At 28.0% G+C, this 20434-nt stretch carries 15 protein-coding genes; 4 read left to right on the plus strand and 11 right to left on the minus strand.

What is annotated here, in order from left to right:
- Positions 1–15 precede the first annotated feature (15 nt).
- From NGI68_RS03115 to NGI68_RS03130, 4 genes are all read right to left on the minus strand, one after another.
- Entirely contained in the window at positions 16–894 is an 879-nt protein-coding gene (locus NGI68_RS03115; protein ID WP_251860023.1) for an amidohydrolase family protein, read from the minus strand.
- Between the two features lie 96 nt (positions 895–990).
- A complete protein-coding gene (locus NGI68_RS03120) occupies positions 991–1314 on the minus strand; it encodes an L-rhamnose mutarotase (protein ID WP_251860024.1) in 324 nt (107 codons plus the stop codon).
- A gap of 30 nt (positions 1315–1344) precedes the next feature.
- Entirely contained in the window at positions 1345–2427 is a 1083-nt protein-coding gene (locus NGI68_RS03125) for a Gfo/Idh/MocA family protein (protein ID WP_251860025.1), read from the minus strand.
- A gap of 56 nt (positions 2428–2483) precedes the next feature.
- The gene (locus NGI68_RS03130; RefSeq protein WP_251860026.1) at positions 2484–3491 is read right to left on the minus strand and encodes an L-rhamnose/proton symporter RhaT; all 1008 of its coding nucleotides are present in this window, start codon (positions 3489–3491) and stop codon (positions 2484–2486) included.
- Positions 3492–3858: 367 nt separating this feature from the next.
- Between NGI68_RS03130 and NGI68_RS03135 the strand changes: the two genes are divergently transcribed.
- The 3 genes from NGI68_RS03135 (at position 3859) to NGI68_RS03145 (ending at position 7616) form a co-directional block, all read left to right on the plus strand.
- A complete protein-coding gene (locus NGI68_RS03135) occupies positions 3859–5091 on the plus strand; it encodes an enolase C-terminal domain-like protein (protein WP_251860027.1) in 1233 nt (410 codons plus the stop codon).
- Positions 5092–5202: 111 nt separating this feature from the next.
- On the plus strand, positions 5203–5955 hold the full coding sequence (locus tag NGI68_RS03140; protein ID WP_251860028.1) for an IclR family transcriptional regulator: 753 nt from the start codon (positions 5203–5205) through the stop codon (positions 5953–5955).
- A 476-nt stretch (positions 5956–6431) separates the two neighbouring features.
- A complete protein-coding gene (locus NGI68_RS03145) occupies positions 6432–7616 on the plus strand; it encodes a pyridoxal phosphate-dependent aminotransferase (RefSeq protein WP_251860029.1) in 1185 nt (394 codons plus the stop codon).
- A 120-nt stretch (positions 7617–7736) separates the two neighbouring features.
- Here NGI68_RS03145 and NGI68_RS03150 read toward each other — a convergent pair whose 3' ends face one another.
- Positions 7737–10214 carry a WG repeat-containing protein gene (locus NGI68_RS03150; RefSeq protein WP_251860030.1) on the minus strand — a complete coding sequence of 826 codons (2478 nt, stop codon included), beginning with the start codon at positions 10212–10214 and terminating at the stop codon, positions 7737–7739.
- Positions 10215–10381: 167 nt separating this feature from the next.
- Positions 10382–10765, minus strand: a complete 384-nt coding sequence (locus tag NGI68_RS03155) for a response regulator (RefSeq protein ID WP_251860031.1) — start codon at positions 10763–10765, stop codon at positions 10382–10384.
- Positions 10766–11301: 536 nt separating this feature from the next.
- Here NGI68_RS03155 and yfcE point away from each other — a divergent pair.
- Entirely contained in the window at positions 11302–11847 is a 546-nt protein-coding gene (gene yfcE, locus NGI68_RS03160; RefSeq protein ID WP_251860032.1) for a phosphodiesterase, read from the plus strand.
- A gap of 173 nt (positions 11848–12020) precedes the next feature.
- Here the strand turns inward: yfcE and NGI68_RS03165 are convergent, their stop codons facing one another.
- From NGI68_RS03165 to NGI68_RS03185, 5 genes are all read right to left on the minus strand, one after another.
- Positions 12021–12452: a ferritin-like domain-containing protein gene (locus NGI68_RS03165; protein WP_251860033.1), complete on the minus strand. Its 432-nt coding sequence runs from the start codon at positions 12450–12452 to the stop codon at positions 12021–12023.
- A 262-nt stretch (positions 12453–12714) separates the two neighbouring features.
- Positions 12715–14844 (minus strand): DNA helicase RecQ, encoded by a 2130-nt coding sequence (gene recQ, locus NGI68_RS03170; RefSeq protein ID WP_251860034.1) that lies wholly within the window; start codon positions 14842–14844, stop codon positions 12715–12717.
- A gap of 284 nt (positions 14845–15128) precedes the next feature.
- Positions 15129–15269, minus strand: coding sequence for a DUF4184 family protein (locus NGI68_RS03175; RefSeq protein WP_251860035.1), 141 nt, complete (start codon positions 15267–15269; stop codon positions 15129–15131).
- A gap of 493 nt (positions 15270–15762) precedes the next feature.
- The gene (locus NGI68_RS03180) at positions 15763–17922 is read right to left on the minus strand and encodes a YhgE/Pip domain-containing protein (protein ID WP_251860036.1); all 2160 of its coding nucleotides are present in this window, start codon (positions 17920–17922) and stop codon (positions 15763–15765) included.
- A 24-nt stretch (positions 17923–17946) separates the two neighbouring features.
- The gene (locus NGI68_RS03185) at positions 17947–20115 is read right to left on the minus strand and encodes a YhgE/Pip domain-containing protein (protein ID WP_251860190.1); all 2169 of its coding nucleotides are present in this window, start codon (positions 20113–20115) and stop codon (positions 17947–17949) included.
- Between the last annotated feature and the right edge of the window lie 319 nt (positions 20116–20434).

The following is a 20434-nucleotide window of genomic DNA, read 5'->3' on the forward strand; positions in this document are numbered from 1 at the left end:
ACAAATATTACTCATCTATAATTTATAAATACGCTGTGCATTCTTATAAAAAAATTTATTTCTAAATATTTCTCCACGGTCCATTGTAATTTGGTCTAAAGCTTCTATCCAAGGAATTAATTTAGTTGATATATTACATACAGGATAATTACTTCCAAATATCACTCTTTCATCATTAAATGTATCTAACACAAAATCAATTGCTGATTTTAAAGTATATATATCCCACTGTCCAACTGGATTTAACCCTGAAATCTTACAAACAACATTTTCTAAAGAAGCAAGCTTTATAATATTTTCAATCCATGCTTTTTTATATATCTCCTCTTCTTTTGTAAAGTTTTTTTTAGCAATAATATCCACATCTACATTTCCCATGTGATCTAATATAATTGTAGTTTCAGGACATTGTAAAGCCATTTTATATAAATCATCTAATTCAGGATTTCTAACACAAGCTTCAAATACTAATCCTCGTCTACCTAATTCTTGAACATTACGAATAAATGAAGGTTTCAAACACATTCCTTTAGGAGAAGAGTCCACATGGAGCACATGACGAACCCCTTTAATAGCAGGATGTTTATATTTATCAATATATAGATTGAATTTTTCATCTTCCATATTACCTGATATAACTCCACCAGCTATTATAGATTTTAAATTTTCATACTGTTCAATGATGAAGATATTTTCCATATGTTTTTGAGAATAATCTGCATCAACTTCTATATAAATAGCTTTTTCTATATTATATTTACTATCTTTTTCTATATCTTCCTCATAATTATTTATAGTATAACTTCGATTTAATACATTTTCTGTGCCATTAAGCCAAGGAAGAAAAAATTTATCTAAATCCCATATATGTATATGAGTATCAATAATTTTCATAATAATCCTCTTTTCTAATAAGGTTTGTCTGAAAATTAGAATCATAATTTTCAACATGCTATTTAGTAAACTAGCTTTTTCAGACAAACCTTAGTACTAATCTAGATGATATACTTCTTCTATATTAAGCCACTGCCCTGCATCTGTTATTGGATCCTGACAAGGATCCGTTTCTTTCCACCAACGCTGTGTTTCTTCATCTTGTGCCATCTTTGCCATATCCTCTTCAAAATCATCTCCTGTATATTCAAAGTAAGAAAATAAATATCCATTCCAGTAGTAAATTGAATAATTTGATATATTACATTCTTTAATCATGGCATTAACCTTTGTCCGTGGATTTACATGCAACTTTTTATAATACTCTAATTTATCAGATTTTACACGAGTGATACTTCCAAAACGTTTATTTTCCCCCATATTCTTATTCCTCCTTATAAAAATCTATTGCTAATTGTATTGTATTGGCGTTGCTCCACTTTCACTTGATTTATAGCAAGCTTCAACTAAACACATAGTTTTGTAGGCATCTTCTACACTATTTACATAATTATATGAAGGATCTTCTAACTTCTTCATAAGACCTCCCATAGTACCAATAAATGCCTCTGGGAACCAACTGCCATTAATCTGAAGCTCCCTCCAACCTTTTCCATCTTCAAGAGAGACATATTTAAACTTATCTGGCAATCCTACTGGATAGTCTAGGTATACTCCCATTACAACTTTGATAGCTCCTTTAGTGCCTTCAATTTTTAAAAAACATTCTTGCTCATCTATACCGAATTCATGATTGTGACTTGTGACAACTCCTGCCCTTAATATATTTCCATAATCAAAAATAATATTAGATTTAACTTGGGCTAATTGCATCATCTTAGGATGCTGCATAGTTTTACAATATACAGACCTTGGATTTCCTAAAAAATATCGTACAACATCAACAAAATGAATAGAGTGATAATTTATTTCCATTCTATCTACTTTAAATAGGAAATCCCATAAATTCCAAGGTGTTGATACACATTCACGTATTTCAAAGTCACATATATCCCCTATTACACCATCTTCTATAAGCTTTTTCGCTGCAATAATATATGGTGCTTGACGTAATTGAAAGTTAACTCCAGCAGTTAAATTCTTTTTCTTACATAAATCTAATATTTCTCTTGCCTGCTCTATACTTTCTCCCATAGGTTTTTGAATTAAAACTGCAACATTATCTGGGATCTTGTTAAGTGTAGAAATAATTGCAGAAGCTGGAACAGCAATATCATAAACAGCATTATTATCTTGAGCTAACTTGGCCAAATCTTCCATTGTTTCACAAACATTTGCTACACCAAATTTTTCTTTCAACTTTTTAGCTTTTTCAATATTTAAATCATAAACTCCTATCACTTCATATCCAGCTAATTTATAAGCTGGATAATGGCAGTCTGAAACAATTCCTCCAGCTCCAATTGAAACAATGGGTCTTTTCACTGTAGGTATCTCTGGCATAAAATTAATTTCTTCAAGTGTTTTAACCATAATTTTTCTGATACTTTACGTTTTTTGTAAAGTATTTCCCCCTTTTCTTAGATTTTTTAAAGCATCCCATTAGTAATACCAATAATAATCCATGAAATAATTAATACTATATTACCAACTAACATAACTTTCTTTGGTTTTTCATGGCCTGTCCATTCTCCATCTTTAATGCCCCAAAAATTACTAATAACTAAGGCTAAAGCTTGAAATCCAATCCAGCCTACTACTGTACCATACTCCCCCAAAAGAAATGTTGCCTTTCCATATACTCCAAGAGCAGCAAACCACATTAATCCAGTTATAATAACCTTGAAATAACCTGTTCCACATCCCTTTTCAACGTAATTACCAAAATTACGATTTTTAATCAATAAATATAATGCATAACCAAAGTTTGCAATAAATCCACCAGTGAATACCAGAAGCCATCCTAAAAGGCTAGCCTGAGTTCCTCCTACACCATCTTTAATAGCCATTTGGCTAGTATAACCAGCATAATTAAATCCTATATTTTGTGCTGCAGAACCTAATCCAGCAACAAATGCTAATATTAATCCTAACTGGAATTTTGGATTTTTTCCTTTGTCTTCCCTGCTACTCTCTTTGTCTTTTAATATACCTGCCTTAGTTAATATTGCCACACCAGAAAGCATAACAACTATACCAATGAATAAACCAATCATAAAATTAGATGCTGGCAACGTTTTCCCTGTGATCAGAGGAAATAATGATCCAACTGCTGCTGATACACCCATAGCAATTCCATAGGTTAATGACATACCTATATAATCAATGGCTTTACCAAATCCAATAGCTGTAACACCCCAGAAAAATCCACAAATAGCAGCTGGTATAAAGATACTACTTGGTGTTTGTTTTAAATAATGGAAAAACTGTGGCACTTCAATATAAGTCCATATACATGGTGCGATAATCATGCCTACTATGGAAAACAAGGCCCAGAAAGCTTCCCATGAAAAAGGTTGATATTTTTTCATTCCTAAACCAAAACTACCTTGAAATAAACCTGCTAAAAGCAATACAAGTAAACCTGATAACAACATTTTAATACCTCCTACTTTTTAGAATTGGTCCTTCATCATAAGTTTTAATTTGTTCATGTATGAGAACTATATTTTATGTTTGTGAACTATATTTTTATATTATATACTTTTAAAAATTCCGTCAATCCCAGAATCATAATTTATTTGACGTTTTTTTCTGAATATTCTTTATATGCCTTATTTATTTCTTTTTTTCTATTAAATTCATAATAATTCAAAATTATTTTTATTATTTCATTTTATAAATCATTTGTTATTGACATATTTTAAACATTTACATATAATTATATTTGTGAACTCTATTTCATGTATGAGAACTATCATAGTTAAAAATTATTTTTTATTTTAACATGGAGGTTTTGATTTGATGAAAGAAATAGTTATTACTAATATAGAAATTGAAGATAAACGTTTTGCACTAGAAGGCGGTGCTGGCTCAGATGCTGTGCATACTGTACCTCAATATGCATATGCCGTTTGCAAACTAAAAACAAATACTAATTTAGAAGGCACAGGACTTACTTTCACTTTAGGATATGGCAATGATTTAGTTTGCACTGCAATCAAATATTTGTCTGAATCCTTAGTAGGAAAAGAAATCAATGAACTAATGAGTCATTATGGGAAAGTATTTTCAGAAATTACAGATTCTCCTTGTTATAGATGGCTTGGTCCTCATAAAGGAGTTGTTCATTTAGCTCTAGCAAGTATAACAAATGCTTGTTTTGATCTATGGGCTAAATCCAAAGATGTACCCCTTTGGAAACTGCTTATAGATTTAACTCCTGAAGAGATTGTAAACTTATTAGACTTTAGATATGTAGAAGATCTACTTTGTCCTAAAGAGGCACTTACACTCTTAAAAAATGCTAGAGATAGTAGTGAAAATAGATTAAGCATACTATCAAAAGGATATACTGGATATGATACTTCTGTAGGTTGGTTTAATTATCCAGATCATAAAATTGTAGCTAATGCTAAAACAGCAGTAGAAAAAGGATTTACTGCCATGAAGTTGAAAGTTGGTTCACAAGATCATGATCGTGATATTAGACGTGCTTTATTGATTCGTGAAACTGTTGGAGATGACGTAACAATTATGCTAGATGCAAATCAACAATGGACTTTATCTAATGCTCTAAGTATAATTTCTAAATTAAAAGATATGAATCCATATTGGGTGGAAGAACCAACAGATCCAGACGACGTATTAGCACATCAAACCTTAGCACGAGCTATATCTCCTATTAAAATAGCCCTGGGTGAACACGTATCTAACAAAGTATTATTTAAAAACTTTTTACAAGCTAATGCAATGTGCTTTAATCAAGTTGATGCATTAAGAGTAGGTGGTGTATCCGAATTCATTCTTATTAGCTTAATGTCCAAAAAATGTAATGTTCCCGTAATTCCTCATGTGGGTGATATGGGACAATTACATCAACATTTAGTATTGTTTAATCATATTAGTATAGGACATCAAGATTTATTTTTGGAACATATTCCTCATTTAGAAAAATACTTTAAAAACCCAGTTTCTATATTAAATGGCAAATACGTGGTTCCACAAGTTGCTGGAAGCAGCTGTGATTTTCTTTAAAATATTATAGTACTGTTAACAATTCACTTAATTCTACATTACAGTGAATTGTTGACAATACTCTTTTCTTGTTATTTAATTATTATAAAAATATTTTTAAGCGAGGTTCATATGGGTAAAGTTAAATCAGCAGAGAGAACATTGCGTTTTTTAGAACTTTTAGCTACTAAACGGAATGGTATCTCATTCACAGACATACAATCTGAACTTGATATTCCAAAAAGTTCAGCTCATAATTTAATTCAAGAATTTCTTGATAGTAATTATTTAATTTATAATAAAAGCACAAAAAAATACTATGCTGGCATTGAGTATATAAAGCTTTGTACTTTATGCATGCAAAGTACAGATTTAATTGATGAATTATCTCTTCTAACTAGTAAATTAGGAGAAGAACTAGAACTTACTACACACGCTGGAATTCTTGACAAACATAATATTATGTATTTAGCCAAATATGAGAATAACTCCAATCTATCTCTAATGCATAATATGTGGCTTAGAATACCTGCTCATTGTACAGCCATGGGTAAAATGTTATTAAGCCAATTTACAAATGAACAACTTCATATAATGTATTCAAGTATTCCTATTGAAAAAATTACTGAAAAATCTATTGATAATTTAAAGGATCTAATTTCTGATCTAGATATAATAAGAGAGAGAGGATATGCTACGGAAATTTGTGAAGCAAGTATTTATACTGCTTGTATTGCTTTACCTCTTTTTCAAAACGGTAAGATGATAGCTGCTTTTAGTGTCACCTTCCCCATTCATGCCTTTAAAACAGCAGATTTAAATGAAATAGTTAAAATAATGAAAAAACATAAACAAATAACAGAACAACGTCTATTTGCTTTCTAAAATATATAATTTAATTTATATATTTTTTATTATAATAATTATATTGATTTGTCATATTTGTTCAATAGAGATATATTTATGTCTATATTAGATATATATTATCTTTATGCTTTAAATAACTATGAAAAATAGGCTCTAAGATTAGTATAAATACTAGATTTTAGAGCTTTTATAAAAAATAATTAAAATTTATTTAGTTAAATTTTAAATTATATGTTATACTAGTAAAGGAAGTATAAAACATAATTTCACTAAATTGGAGTTTAATAATCTAAATTTAGGTTAAATGTTTTATTAAATATCAGAAAATTCAAAATTTCTATAGTTTATACATAGGTATAAAAGTTTAAAGTTTAACAAACAGAAAAAATTTATGATTCTTAAAAAGAATCACAACCTTTAAGGAACCAATGTCTTGAAATATAGATATTAAAGATAATGAGTTCAAATTATAATTTGTTTAGGGGGATTTTAAAATGATTTCAAATGAAATGCTTAATCTTGGAAAAAAACGTTCTGTTATTCGTGACATTTTTGAATATGGTAAAATTAGAGCAAAAGAAATAGAAGCAGACAATGTATACGATTTCAGTATAGGTAATCCAAGTATTCCAGCACCGGCTTGTGTAAATGAAAGTATTATAGATTTAGTAAAAAATGAAGATTCTATACTTTTACACGGCTATACATCAGCTCAAGGAGATTTAAATGTAAGAAAAACAATCTCAGATTATATTAATAACACATATGATACAAACTTGTGTGCTGATAACATATATATGACAGTTGGTGCAGCTGCTTCACTTAGTATATCTTTGAAAGCATTAGCTGTTCCAGGAGACGAATTTATTATATTTACTCCATTCTTTCCTGAATATCGTGTGTTTATTGAAAGTTCTGGTGGAACACCTGTTATAGTTGAATCAAACAAAAAAGATTTTCAAATCGATATAAAAAAATTTACTGAAGCAATAACACCTAAAACTAAGGCTATTATTATTAATTCTCCTAATAATCCTTCTGGAGTTATTATATCCGAAGAAAATATTAAAGAACTTTGCGCTATACTCAACCAAAAATCAGAGGAATATGGCCATCCAATATACTTAATTTCAGATGAACCTTACAGAGAATTAGTATATGATGATACTAAAGTTCCTTATTTAACAAAATATTATAAAAACACATTTGTATGTTACTCTTTTAGTAAGTCTCTTTCATTACCAGGAGAAAGAATAGGATATATTGTTGTATCTAATGAAATGGATAATTCAAAAGATGTTTATGCTGCAGTATGTGGAGCTGGTAGAGCATTAGGATATGTATGTGCTCCAAGCTTATTCCAAAGAGTAGTTGCAAAATGCATTGGACAAACTGCTGATATTTCAATTTATAAGAAAAATAGAGATATATTATACGATGGACTAACTAAATTAGGTTTTGAATGTGTAAAACCAGATGGTGCATTCTATCTATTTGTTAAGGCAATGGAAGAAGATGCAAATGCCTTCTGTGAAGTAGCTAAAAAATATGAATTACTATTAGTTCCTGCTGATAGTTTTGGATGTCCTGGTTATGTAAGAATATCTTATTGTGTTAAAACTGAACAGATAATTAACTCTATGCCGGCTTTTGAAAAACTAGCAAAAGAGTATAAATAATAAATATAATAAAATTTGACCAAATTAATTTAATACATTTTAACATAAAATAAATTTTTGTATATTTTATAAACCGCTAATTTATAACTTAGTTTTAATTAGCGGTTCTTTCTATTATTTTTAATTAAAGGACTGCCAAAATTGCCCTTCTTCATTGATTATATCCATAATATCTCTAAAAGCTATTTTAAACGTAGGAAATCCTGCAGCATAAGGAGCAATTTCATAAGGATTAAAATAAATATATAATGCATCCTGTAATACATAAAAAGGTTGATCTTCTTTTATTCCCTTATAACTATCAGGGAATATATAGGCATATTGTGGATCATTTTTTATTTGCTCAGCTATTATGTCACTTAATACCTGAACATAGTTGCTATTTTTCTTAAATAGATCCTGTAATTCATAAAATCTGCCTGTAGTTAAATCTATTTTTGTATATATCTTAGTTGGCATACCATGCGCTGCACCAAATGGATACCTGTATCCTTGCAACTGCAATACTAATAAGTCCTTGTTAAAAAACTCTATTTTAAAATCTCCTAAATAACTATAATCTAGTTGAATATTGGACTCTATTGGTTTTACCTCTGATAAAACTTTTAGTTCATAATTAACCTTTTCTTTCAACTGGAAATCTTCCATGCCTTCAATCTCTGGATAATATACTAAATAATCTTTATTAGGTTTGAATTTATTTTCAATAACTCTATATTCATCATTTAGAGGAATAATTGAATTTTCTGACCACACTAAATTTCTTTCCATATCAAAATAAGAAATTCTATAGTCTACATAGGCTTTTATTAACTGATTTTGTATTGTTAATGTTCCGCTTCCTGATACTGTAGGCAATTTTTTAACTTTATCTCCCTGCCTATCAACAAAGAATGTGTTGTTGTTATCATAAACCGAAGCTACTCCATCTTTATAATTTGATACCCCGTAAAAAATAAAGTCTGTTAATATGTTGCCATCTGTATCTGCAATAGCATATTTAGCTCCCATAAAAGGAGATTTTTTATCTATAGCTCTTCCTATAGCCACCCTATTTTCTCCCAATAAAATTATGTCATTATATACAGGAGCTATTACATAAGCACCTTCTTTATCTATAAGTCCATACTTATTTACAATATCTTCTGAAATATTTACTATGGCTCTCTCTTCAGTAAAATCCTGAACAGATGTGAATTGTGGTTCTATAATTATATTCTGCTCTCTATCCATAAATCCATATTTCCCTTGTATATCTTTTCTAAAGGATAAAAGTCCATCTCTTAAATTTCCTACATATGAATACTCATATTTATCTAATATTTCACCATTTATATTTATCAAGGCATATTGGTTTTCTTTCACCTTAACTACAGCTTTTCCTTCATAAAAATCTCCAACATCCTCATATTGTGCTGGAATGACTTCTCTTCCTTGTATATCTAGATATCCATATATATAGGTATTATTAGAACTTAAACTACTGTATCTTGCTCTTCCTTCCTTAAAATTTCCTATATAATTATAATTTTTTGTTGTAGATATTAATTCTGTTCCTCTTTCATTAATTATATTAAATCCTTTGTCATCTATAACTACAGCTCTCTTCTCTGAAAATTCACTTATAAAACTATATTTATGCTTAACTACATAATCTCCATTTTTATCTATAATTCCATAGAGATTATTTATTTCCACAACAGCCAGTCCATTGCATTGATACTCCAGTGCTAAGTCGTATAAAGGTCTAATTATGAATTGTCCTTTTTCATTTATATATCCCCATTTAGTTCCTGTAACTGTATTTATTGGAGCAGGATATAAATTTATACTTTTACATTTTAAATATGGCAACATATATTCTTTTAATTTTGCTAACTCATTTTTAGAAGGATATATCCTTGGAAGCTCTCCAGCCTTATCTATAGATTCTAATGCATCCTGATACATATTTGCCTTAATTAAAGCATCTATTAAGTAATACCAATATACTGGTGATTCAGGCTCCTGTTCTAGCTTTGCTTTATAATAAGTTACTACTCGCATAAAATAATAAGAATATACATCTTTAGCCTTTATCAATTTTCCCATATCCCATCTATATACTTCAACCTTATAAGCATCTAATGTATCATAACACCACAACGCTATTTCATTCTTTTCACGTCTATTTCTGGATTTTTTCATATTTTCTACTTCAATTTGGCTATAGTATATCCCTTCATCTATTACCCTTTTAAAACCATAAGGAGTCCACTCTAGTATATCTAGCTCTGACCATGTTGTACCTCTTCTCCATCCTATGATTAAATTACCTTTATTACTATCTGTTACAGGAGCTATATTTAAATAAGAAACATTGTAGCCTTTACCCTTTATGTTATCTATTACAGACCATTGATTGTAGTATTTCTCCAGTATCATAATATAAATTTCACCTTGCCATGTATAAGCTACGATTATTTCTCCCATACCATATTCACTTAAATTTCCTCTTATTATTAATGGTTCGTTATCATGATTATTTTCTTCTGATAATATTTTAGCGCCTATAGGTAAATGTTTGTTAACAATATTAAATAGATTTTTTTCAAACAAAATAATACACCTTTCATATAGTGCTACTACCAGCATTATATGAAAGGTGAGTATTATAGGTTACTTAAAATAACCTTATTATAGTTTTATTTTAAAATTTCTAATGCATATTTAAACTATATTATATCTTATGCATTATACTATTATTTTAATTAAAGATTTAATAATTATTTTGAGAATACTCTCTTTACTAAATCAAGTAACTTGTCCTTTATTAAGTCTTTTCTAATAAAATAAGCTGCTCCAAGAGCTTCACATACTCCTGAATCATTAGTGAAATGTTCTTTTCCCCCATCAGAAAAAACAATTATTTTAGTACCCTTATATTGATTTTGCAGTTCAACTACAACTTCTAATCCACTTTTTTTGGGCATATATATATCCGTTACCACTAAATCAATATTTCCACACTTCTTGTATAATTCCATACCTTCTTCACCATCTGAAGCCTCATAGACCTTATAATTTGCACCTTCTAAAATATTTCTTATAAAGCTTCTGATACTTGCAGAATCATCAATAATTAGTATATTCTTTTGTGACATACTCATTTTTTTAAAACCTCCCCCTTACCTATTAATAAGCATCTATAATTGCAAATCAATAAAATAAAGACACCCATATTATATTAAAATTATGATAAATATTAAGATTGTAATAAAAACTAATAATTATAAATAAAAACTAATAATTATAAATAAAATTTAGCTAAATAAGTTTAAATAACTTATTTTTTTTATTTCTTACACTTATAGTATCGTAACATAATTAAAAATTATTAGTAGTTTAAATGTAAACTTATCAATATATTTACACTTATAATATAACATAATTTAACATCATACTGAAGTAAATTTTTATCTAACATTAATATAACTATTCTTCTTATTAGAAATTGTTCAATAATTACTTTTACTAAATTGGAAATAATATATTATTATGGCGCAAGCCTATAGTAAATAAAAAAAATAATATAAAAGCATTTATTATTCCTTTTATAATTAATTGTATAATATATTCTTTTAATAAAATCCAAAAGAATATATAATTATACTTATATCTTGTTATTAAGAAAGGAGCTAGTCATATGAAATTATTTTTTATATCAGATATTCATGGATCAGCCTATTATTTAAAAGAAGTTTTACATATATTTCAGAAAGAAAGGGCGGATTATTTAATTATACTAGGTGATGAACTTTACCACGGTGCTAGAAATCCTCTACCTAAAGGATATGATCCTAAGAAGGTAACAGAAATTTTAAATTCTTATAAAGATAAAATTATAGCTGTAAGAGGAAATTGCGAAAGTGAAGTAGACCAAATGGTACTTAACTATCCTATTATGAGTGATTATTCCACAATTTTATACAATAGTAGAAGATTATTTGTAACTCATGGGCATATTTTTAATAAAGATAATATGCCTAATATAAGTGCTGGAGATGCCTTAATATATGGTCATACCCATATACCTTTAGCAGAAAAAATAAATGATATATTTGTTATCAATCCTGGTTCTATTACATTTCCAAAGGAAAATACACCTCATTGTTACGGTATACTTCATGATAATTTATTTAAAATAAAAACCTTAGAAGGAGATGTCTTTAAGGAAATATCCTTAATATAGACTTTATTATTAAAATTTATAGGGTGGCTGTCGCACTAAGAATAAATCCTACAATTATATTGTGTTAACTTTAAACTTGTAAAACAATATATTGTGCTTAAATTCTTTAATGTGACAGTCCCCCCTTTTTTATAGACATTTATAAATTATTGAATTATCTTTTTGTTATTATGTTATTTAAAATATCTATCTAATAATCCTTTTAACATCTTTGCATGTCTTGCTTCATCTCTGGAGGCTTCATCTATAAAATCATGTACTTCATCTATATTTTCTTCTTTAGCCTTCTTAGCTAAAGTTTTTTTCATTTTATTTGATCCAATCTCTCCTTTGAGCATTTTTTCTAAATTTTCTTTTGTACAACCAGAAATTTTTCCGTTTAACTCTGCATATCTAGCTGCATGTTCCACTTCTTCTGTAGCAATTACTTTTAATACCTCTGCTATTTCTGGGAATCCTTGTCTTTGAGCAACTCTTGCCATTGCTATATATAAGCCAACTTCCCCAGTTTCAGCTCTAAATTGAGCTTCTAGATCAGCTTTAATTTTTTCATTCTCACTGGCTATACCTAATTGGTTTTCATTTATAATATCTAGTTCATCCATTAAAATACCTCTTTCTCATTTAGATTTATTTACTAACTAATTTATAATTAAATATTAATTAGCAATCTTTTATTAGTTTTTGAAAAGTAAGCTGAAATTATTCTGTATTTTATGTTATTATAAAAACTTACAAAATAAATAAAAATGAGGCTGTGGCACTAAGAATAAATCCTACAATATATTGTGTTAACTTTAAACTTGTAAAACAATATATTGTGCTTAAATTCTTTAATCCCACAGTCTCATTTCAAAACACTTTATTTTAAATTATATCTTTATATTTATACCAAACAGATTTTATGCTCATATAATCTACTTCTGCCGGTAATTCATCCTTTATTGGTTTCAGCTTTGTTCCACCAATCTTTTTAATAGTATCTAATATTAGTTGTTCATAATTTTTATCTATGAAATTATCTAAATTAATTTCCATTCCTTCTGACAAACATTTAAATAGATGTTCTTGTATTGTAAAAGATTTTAAGTTTCGCTCTTCTGCAATTTCTTTTATGTTCTTTCCCTCTTTATATAGGTTATAGCTAACTACATGAGTCTTTATTTTAGGATCTTTACTACTTTTAGTTGTTTCATAGTTATCCATGTTATTAATATCTATGCCGTTTTCATCCATATATTCTTCAATAGCCTTTATAAACCTTTCTCCATACACCTTAGCTTTTCTTTCCCCAATACCTTTAATTTTTAATAACTCTTCATCTTTTGTGGGCATATATTCACTAAGCTCTTTTAGGGTAGCATCTGGGAATATCATAAATGGTGGTACAGATTCCTCTTGAGATATTTGCTTTCTTAACTGTTTTAATTTATCTAATAATTCATTATCTACTTTTACTTTTTTCTCTATCTTACTAACCTTTATAAATACAACTTCTTTTCCTTTTAACACATCATAGGCTTTTGGTCTTAATCTTACCACTGGGAATTTATCATCTGTAGTTATCATATAATCATCTGCTATTAGTTTATTCATTATAGCTACTATATCCTTTTGAGTAAATTCTTCCATAATACTATAAGTAGATAGTTCATCCAAATCTAAGGATAAAAGTTTTTTATTTTTTGATCCTCTAAGCACATCCGCCACCATATTTACACCAAAACGTTCCTTCATTCTATAGACACAAGAAAATATCTTTTGTGCTTCTAATGTTATATCCTTTTCTTCTCTATTGTCATTGCAATTACTACAATTGTTACATTTTTCTTCTAATGCCTCTTCTCCAAAGTACTCTAATATGTATGACCTTAGACACTTTGAAGTGTAACAATAATCTATCATAACTCTTAATTTATTATATTCGTTATTTTTTCTTTCTGGGGATAAGAAACTTTCATCTATAAAATATTTTTGAAGACGAATATCATTAGGGGAAAATAGCAATATACATTCACTTTCTTCTCCATCTCTACCTGCACGACCTGCCTCTTGATAATAAGCTTCCATATTTTTAGGTATGTTGTGATGTATAACAAATCTTACATTAGATTTATCTATACCCATACCAAAAGCATTAGTAGCTACTATTATTTCTATATTATCAAAAGAAAAATCCTCTTGAGTCTGCTTTCTTTCCTCATCATTTAAGCCGGCATGATATACTCCTACTTTGTATCTTTTTTTGCTTATCTTATTATATAAACTTTCTGCTTCTTTTCTTGTAGACGTATATATTATACCTACTTTCCCCTTATTGTTTTCCAAATAATCAAATATAAATCTTTCTTTATCTTCTCCTTTTATAACGGTAAAGCTTAAATTTTCTCTATCAAAACCCGTTACAAATACTTTAGGATTTTGAAGTTCTAAAAGATTTAATATATCTCCTCTGACAGTTTCTGTAGCTGTAGCTGTAAAAGCTGTTACTATAGGCCTTTTAGATAACCTTTTTATAAATCTACTTACTTTTGTATAACTTGGTCTAAAATCATGTCCCCACTGAGATACGCAGTGAGCTTCATCTACTGCTACTAAACCTATATTTAAGTTATTTAAACTTCTTACAAAATTATCAGACTCCAATCTTTCAGGAGCTATATAAATAAGCTTATAAAGTCCTTCTTTTGCATTAAATATTCTCTCTTCTATCTCTAAATTGTTCAAAGTACTATTTATGTATGTAGCCTCTATTCCAACTTCTTTTAAAGAGTCTACTTGATCTTTCATAAGAGAAATAAGTGGTGATATTACTACAGTAACTCCTTCAAATATAAGTGCTGGTATTTGATAACATATTGATTTTCCAGCTCCTGTAGGCATAATAGCTACAGTATCTTCCTTATTTAAAATGCTTTCTATTACTTTTTCTTGAGCCTTTCTAAATTCATCATATCCAAAGTGTTTTTTTAATAAATTTTTAGCTCTAGCTAACATAAATTCACTTCCATTTCATGTATTTATCCTTTTTTTATAATTTAACTTCTTATGTTAGTTAAATTAAGCTTATATAATTATATTTTGTACATTAAATCAATATTATTTACTTGCTTATTTAAATCATATCCAAAATTCAAAAAATATTTGTATAAAATCTATCTTAAGTGATCTAGAACCATTGTATTAACACCTTCATAATTTACTATTTATACTTTATAGATGGAATTAATATGCCTATATATGATCCATTTATAAAGGTTACTACCAAACTTCCAATACCATTAATTTAAAATTTCTATATTTTCTCTTAATCCTTCAAATAGTATAACAGATTTTCCACTTTTGTGGGTAAAACCAAAATATTTATTCCATTTTTCTTCTAAGAGTAAAACTATTGCTGGGCGTGAAAAAGTAAAGGGCATTATTTCTGTCCTCCTAAATTTTTTATTAATATTATAGTTATACTTATCTTTTTATCAAATAAAATAATTTTTTATTTTTTATAAATATAGTCTATTTTGAAACATTATAAAAGTATAATTTTATGGAATTCAAAATTGCAAATAAAATTTTGGTATATTGTTATAGATGTTCAAACTATATACATATATAGTTTAATTATAAACTAATAAGAAATTATTGTAACAATCTTTAAAGGTATTAAAACAAGAAATACTTTTAGGGAAAATAGATATATAGAAAAATAATTAGAATACTTTATTTGTAAACTAACATTTAAGCGTGAAGTAAACAGGACGTTTACTTAGCTCTGTTGCCATAGGACGTGGCATTAGAGCGGTAGCTTAAATATTAGAGCACAAATATTAGTATTCTCTATTTTTATAGCTATCTATTGACTAAAAGTATTTCTTATTTTAATTTTCAACCCTTAGAAGTTATTAAATAACAATTTTCTTATAAACCACTTTCCATAAATTTTTGGTTCATGTATTCAGTAATTTTGTGTAAAGGCTTCTTTAGTATAACTAATAGCAATGAAAATATACAAAATATAGATAAAGCTTTTAAATTCTTAATTACAGCAGCTGGCATAGGTCCTGCAATAGCTTCTCTAAAACCTGCTATAGCATAAGTAAATGGCCATAATGGTTGTAATATGCCAAATATCTTAGGATTAGTTTGTATTGGATATATGCCTCCTGACCCAGCTATTTGAAATACCATTATAACTACCGCAATAGCTTTCCCAAGATTCCCAAAAATAGATACTAAGGTATATATTATAAGAGTAAATGTTATAGCCGTTACTATAGTAAATAACATTAGAGTTGCCATACTAGCTGGTTTTATTTTTAAAATGAATACATCTCCCAAGGTTACAATAGTTCCTTGTATTATAGCTATGGATAAAAATAAAAGGAATTTTCCAAAATACACTTGAAGATGAGTAAGCTTTTCTTCCCCTTCAAATTCTTCTGCTTCTACAGATAATAATGAACTCATAAGTAAAACCCCTACCCATATAGCTAAAACTGTATAAAACGGTGTTAAACCTACTCCAAATATACCTATATTATATACTTCTTCTTCTTTAATATTTATTGGAGAAGATAAGAAAGATGCTATTTTTTCTGGGTTCTTTTCAGTTAAGCTTATTATATTATCTAATGTACCTTTAGTTAAAAAAGATGTTTTTCCATATAACTTATCTATTGTTTTTTGAAATTCTGACAATTTATTATTTATTTTCTTTCCATCTTCAACAGCTGCTTTACTGGTTCCTGATCCATAATTAGCTAAAGCTTTGAGCTGTGGCACTAATAATTTGGTAGTATCTAATATATCATTTGCAGTGTCAAGTCCACCTCTTAGCTCTCTAGAAATAGTACCTATAACTGTTGTTACATCATTATACACAGCATTGGAAGTATTTTTTATATTATTGTTTATATCACCATTTAACAATAATATAGAATCTATAAATTGATTTAAATTGTTTTTATCTTTGTTTAAACCATTAATCTTACTTTTTGCATTCAATATTTTATCTTTTTGTATACTAATTTTTCCCTTTAATGTTTCTAAATCACCTATTAATTTGGAAAGAACTCCATTAGGTCTAAAGCTATTTACTGTCTGTAATGATTTAATAGCAGCATCAATATTAATATTTATAGAATCACACAATGTTGTTGCTTCATCTATAAGTTTAAGTGTTTCTTTGTTATTAGAGCTATTATTAAACTGTTTTAAATTTATTAATATATCTTGGACTTTATTGTTCATATTTTCTATATCCATAATATCATTATTAACATTTTTGGCTATAGAATCTAGATTCTGTTCCGTTTCATTTACTAGCCCCTTACTAGATTCCATTGCTTTTTTAAGACTATCTATCTCATCTGTTATAAGAGGCATCTTATTTTTTACATCTTTTAAATATTGTTGATGATTTTGTGAATCTTTGCTAGCCTTATCTATAATATTTTTTACCTCTCCAATATTCTTGTTTGCTGAGGCTAAAGATGATCTTACCTGTAATATTTCTGGTTTATTTTTCTCTAGTTTACCCCCTGTACTATTTAAGCTCTTAAAAGCTTCTTTATTTACTGTATACACAAAATTAGTTTGGATTTCCTTGGCTAATGTTGTTTTTGCTGCATTAGTTATCTTAGTTGCTATAGCATTAGCCTTTTCATTAACTTTATATATAATATTAGGTTTTTGTGGATCAGTAGTCGTTAAACTAGTTAACCCTCTACTAAAGTTAGAAGGTATTTCTATAAGGGCATAATATTTGCCTTCATTAAGCCCATAATTTCCCTGCCATTCATCTACAAATGTCCATCCTATATTCTTATTTTCTTTTAAATTTTTAACAATATCCTTTCCTACATTTATTTGTTTGCCTTTAAGCATAGCCCCTTCATCATTATTAATTACAGCTATAGGCAGATTACCTGTATTGGCATATGGATCCCAACAAGCTTTTATATTAATCCATGCATACAAGGAAGGTATAAAGCTTAGTCCTATTACTATTATAATTGCTGCAGGATGCTTAGCTATATTCTTTATATCTCTTAAAAATATTCTAAATGTCTTTTTCATAGATTCACCTCTTGAATTTTGTACTTATTCTGATATTCCTGAAGCTTTAAAGTCTTTATCAAACTTATTGACTTTATGATGTAGTGGAGATTTTAAAAAGAATCCTATTAAAATAAATACAATTGCCATTAATATAAGCATCATAAAATCTAACATTACACTAGACATAAGAGGCCCTCCTATGGACTCTCTAAATCCTCCTATACTATAGGTAAATGGGAAAAATGGCTGAAGTATTCTAAATATTAATGGATCTACTTGTATTGGATAGCTTCCACCGCTACCTGCCACTTGTAGTATCAAAAGCACTATTGACATGGCAGTACCAAATTTACTAAATAGTGCCACTAAAGTATAAGTTATTATAACAAATGTAATAGAGGATATTAACGAAAACATAATCATAAGTGGGAAATTAACCGTATATACTCCAAGTATAATCTTATTTCCTAAAGCCACTATGACTCCTTGTATAGCAGCTAATGTAATAAATGTTAGCATTTTACCAAAGTATTTTTGTCTTATAGTTATATTTTCACTACCTTCAAAATCCACTGCCTCTGTTTTTAATAAAGAAGCTAATATCAAAGTCCCAACCCAAAGAGCTAATACACTATATATTGGAGCCATGGAAGAACCATAATTAGGTATATGATAAATTGGCTCTTCTTTAACATTAAAAGGATATGCTAGGTTCTGTGCCATTAGTATTGGATTATTCTGAAGTATACTAATTATACGTATCAAGTCATCATTACTAACTAGCTCTAACTTTTTACTTATTTCATTTATAACACCCTTATATAGTTTCAACTTATCAAGTAAATCTCCGCTAACTTTTTCTGATAGCGCCGTTCCCTTTGAAGAAGTTTCTAATAAATTTTCTATTTGTGTATTTAATCCACCACCTAATTTTATAAGTTCACCAGCATCTTTAATAGATTTTTCCAAATTATTAGTTGTATAATTTAGTTCACCTTTTGTAGTTGAACGGAATGTATTTATTGAATATTGTATTTGCTTATTTAAACCAGATGTGTATTGATTTAAATCATCTATTAACTTATTATCTACTTTGTTAGAATTTGAAGCAACTTCTTGTATGTTTACTAATTTTTGTTTTTGTTCATTTAAAGCATTTTTAATATTGTTAAGAGATTCTATAAGATTGGATACTTTAACATTAGGCTTAATATTATTAATTGTTTGAAGAAATCTCACTATAGAATCAATATTTTTATTTGTAGCATCTATATCCATTACTAAATTTAATGGTGATTTGTTTATATCACTACTGGAAGATTCATTATTCAAAGCCACTAATTCTTTAGATAATGCTTCAACACGTTTATTAGTAGCCATAGCCTGGTTTAATGTAAGCTCTATATTATAAAAAGAATGATTAAATATATTCTTAGTTTCATTTATTACTTCTGTTGTATTTGAAGTTTTAGATGTAATATCTTTTAGTCCGTTAGCTACTTCAGGGAAAGTGGTTTTTGCTATGGCTAAATATTCATTTAAATTCTTAGAACTAGTATTTGCAGTTTCAAGTCCTGCCAAAATTAAATCCATATTTTTATTCATTGTAATAATGGAATCTTTAAGTTTTATTATATCATTTTTATTTTTTTCTAAATCTCGTCCTATACCATTTACAGAAGAAAATATTGTTGTATTTACAGTAGTAACAAAATTTGTGGTTATTTCATTTATTAATGTGGTTTTAGCCATACCAGTTATCTTTCCCGCTACAGGATTTTCCTTTGTATCTACTTTATAGATCAATTCTGGATGTTTAGGATTATCTGATAAAATACTAGCTATATCAGATGAGAAATCTTCTGGTATTTCTATGGTTGCATAATATGTACCATCTACAACACCCATATCTGCTTCTCTTTTATTTGTAAACTTCCATCCAATTTTATTATTACTTTTAAGCTTGTCTACAACTTCATTTCCTATATTCAGTTCTTTATCCTTAAAACTTGCACCTTTATCATTATTAATTACAGCTATAGGAATTGTACCTGTATTTTCATAGGTGTTCCAACAAGCTTTAATGTTAATCCAAGCATAAAGAGATGGTAATACACATACTCCCATTATTATAACAATTGCAATAAAATTTTTTCTTAAACTTTTAATATCTCTTTTATATACCTTAAGTATATTTTTAAATCTATTCATCACCATATATTTCCTCCTATTTTTTTTATAAAACCTAAATAATGTAAAAAATACTACTTATTAATAGAATCTATAGTTTTTATCTCAATAGTATTTTATTATTTATAAAACTATAAGTCATTAAAGTTACTGTTTTATAATATTACATATTTTTTCTTTATTCAACATTATAGCTGTAACTTATGTGTTAAAATTTCAAATAAATTTTTGTATTCATCCATATGTTACTTAAAATTTAAGTTTTTAATATATATGTATGGAAAAACTTATAAAAATAAATTAGCTAATTAAGTGTATTTTTTACTACAAATTATGTTAA

The sequence above is a fragment of the Clostridium sp. Marseille-Q2269 genome (assembly GCF_943736985.1).
GTDB lineage: Bacteria > Bacillota > Clostridia > Clostridiales > Clostridiaceae > Clostridium_F.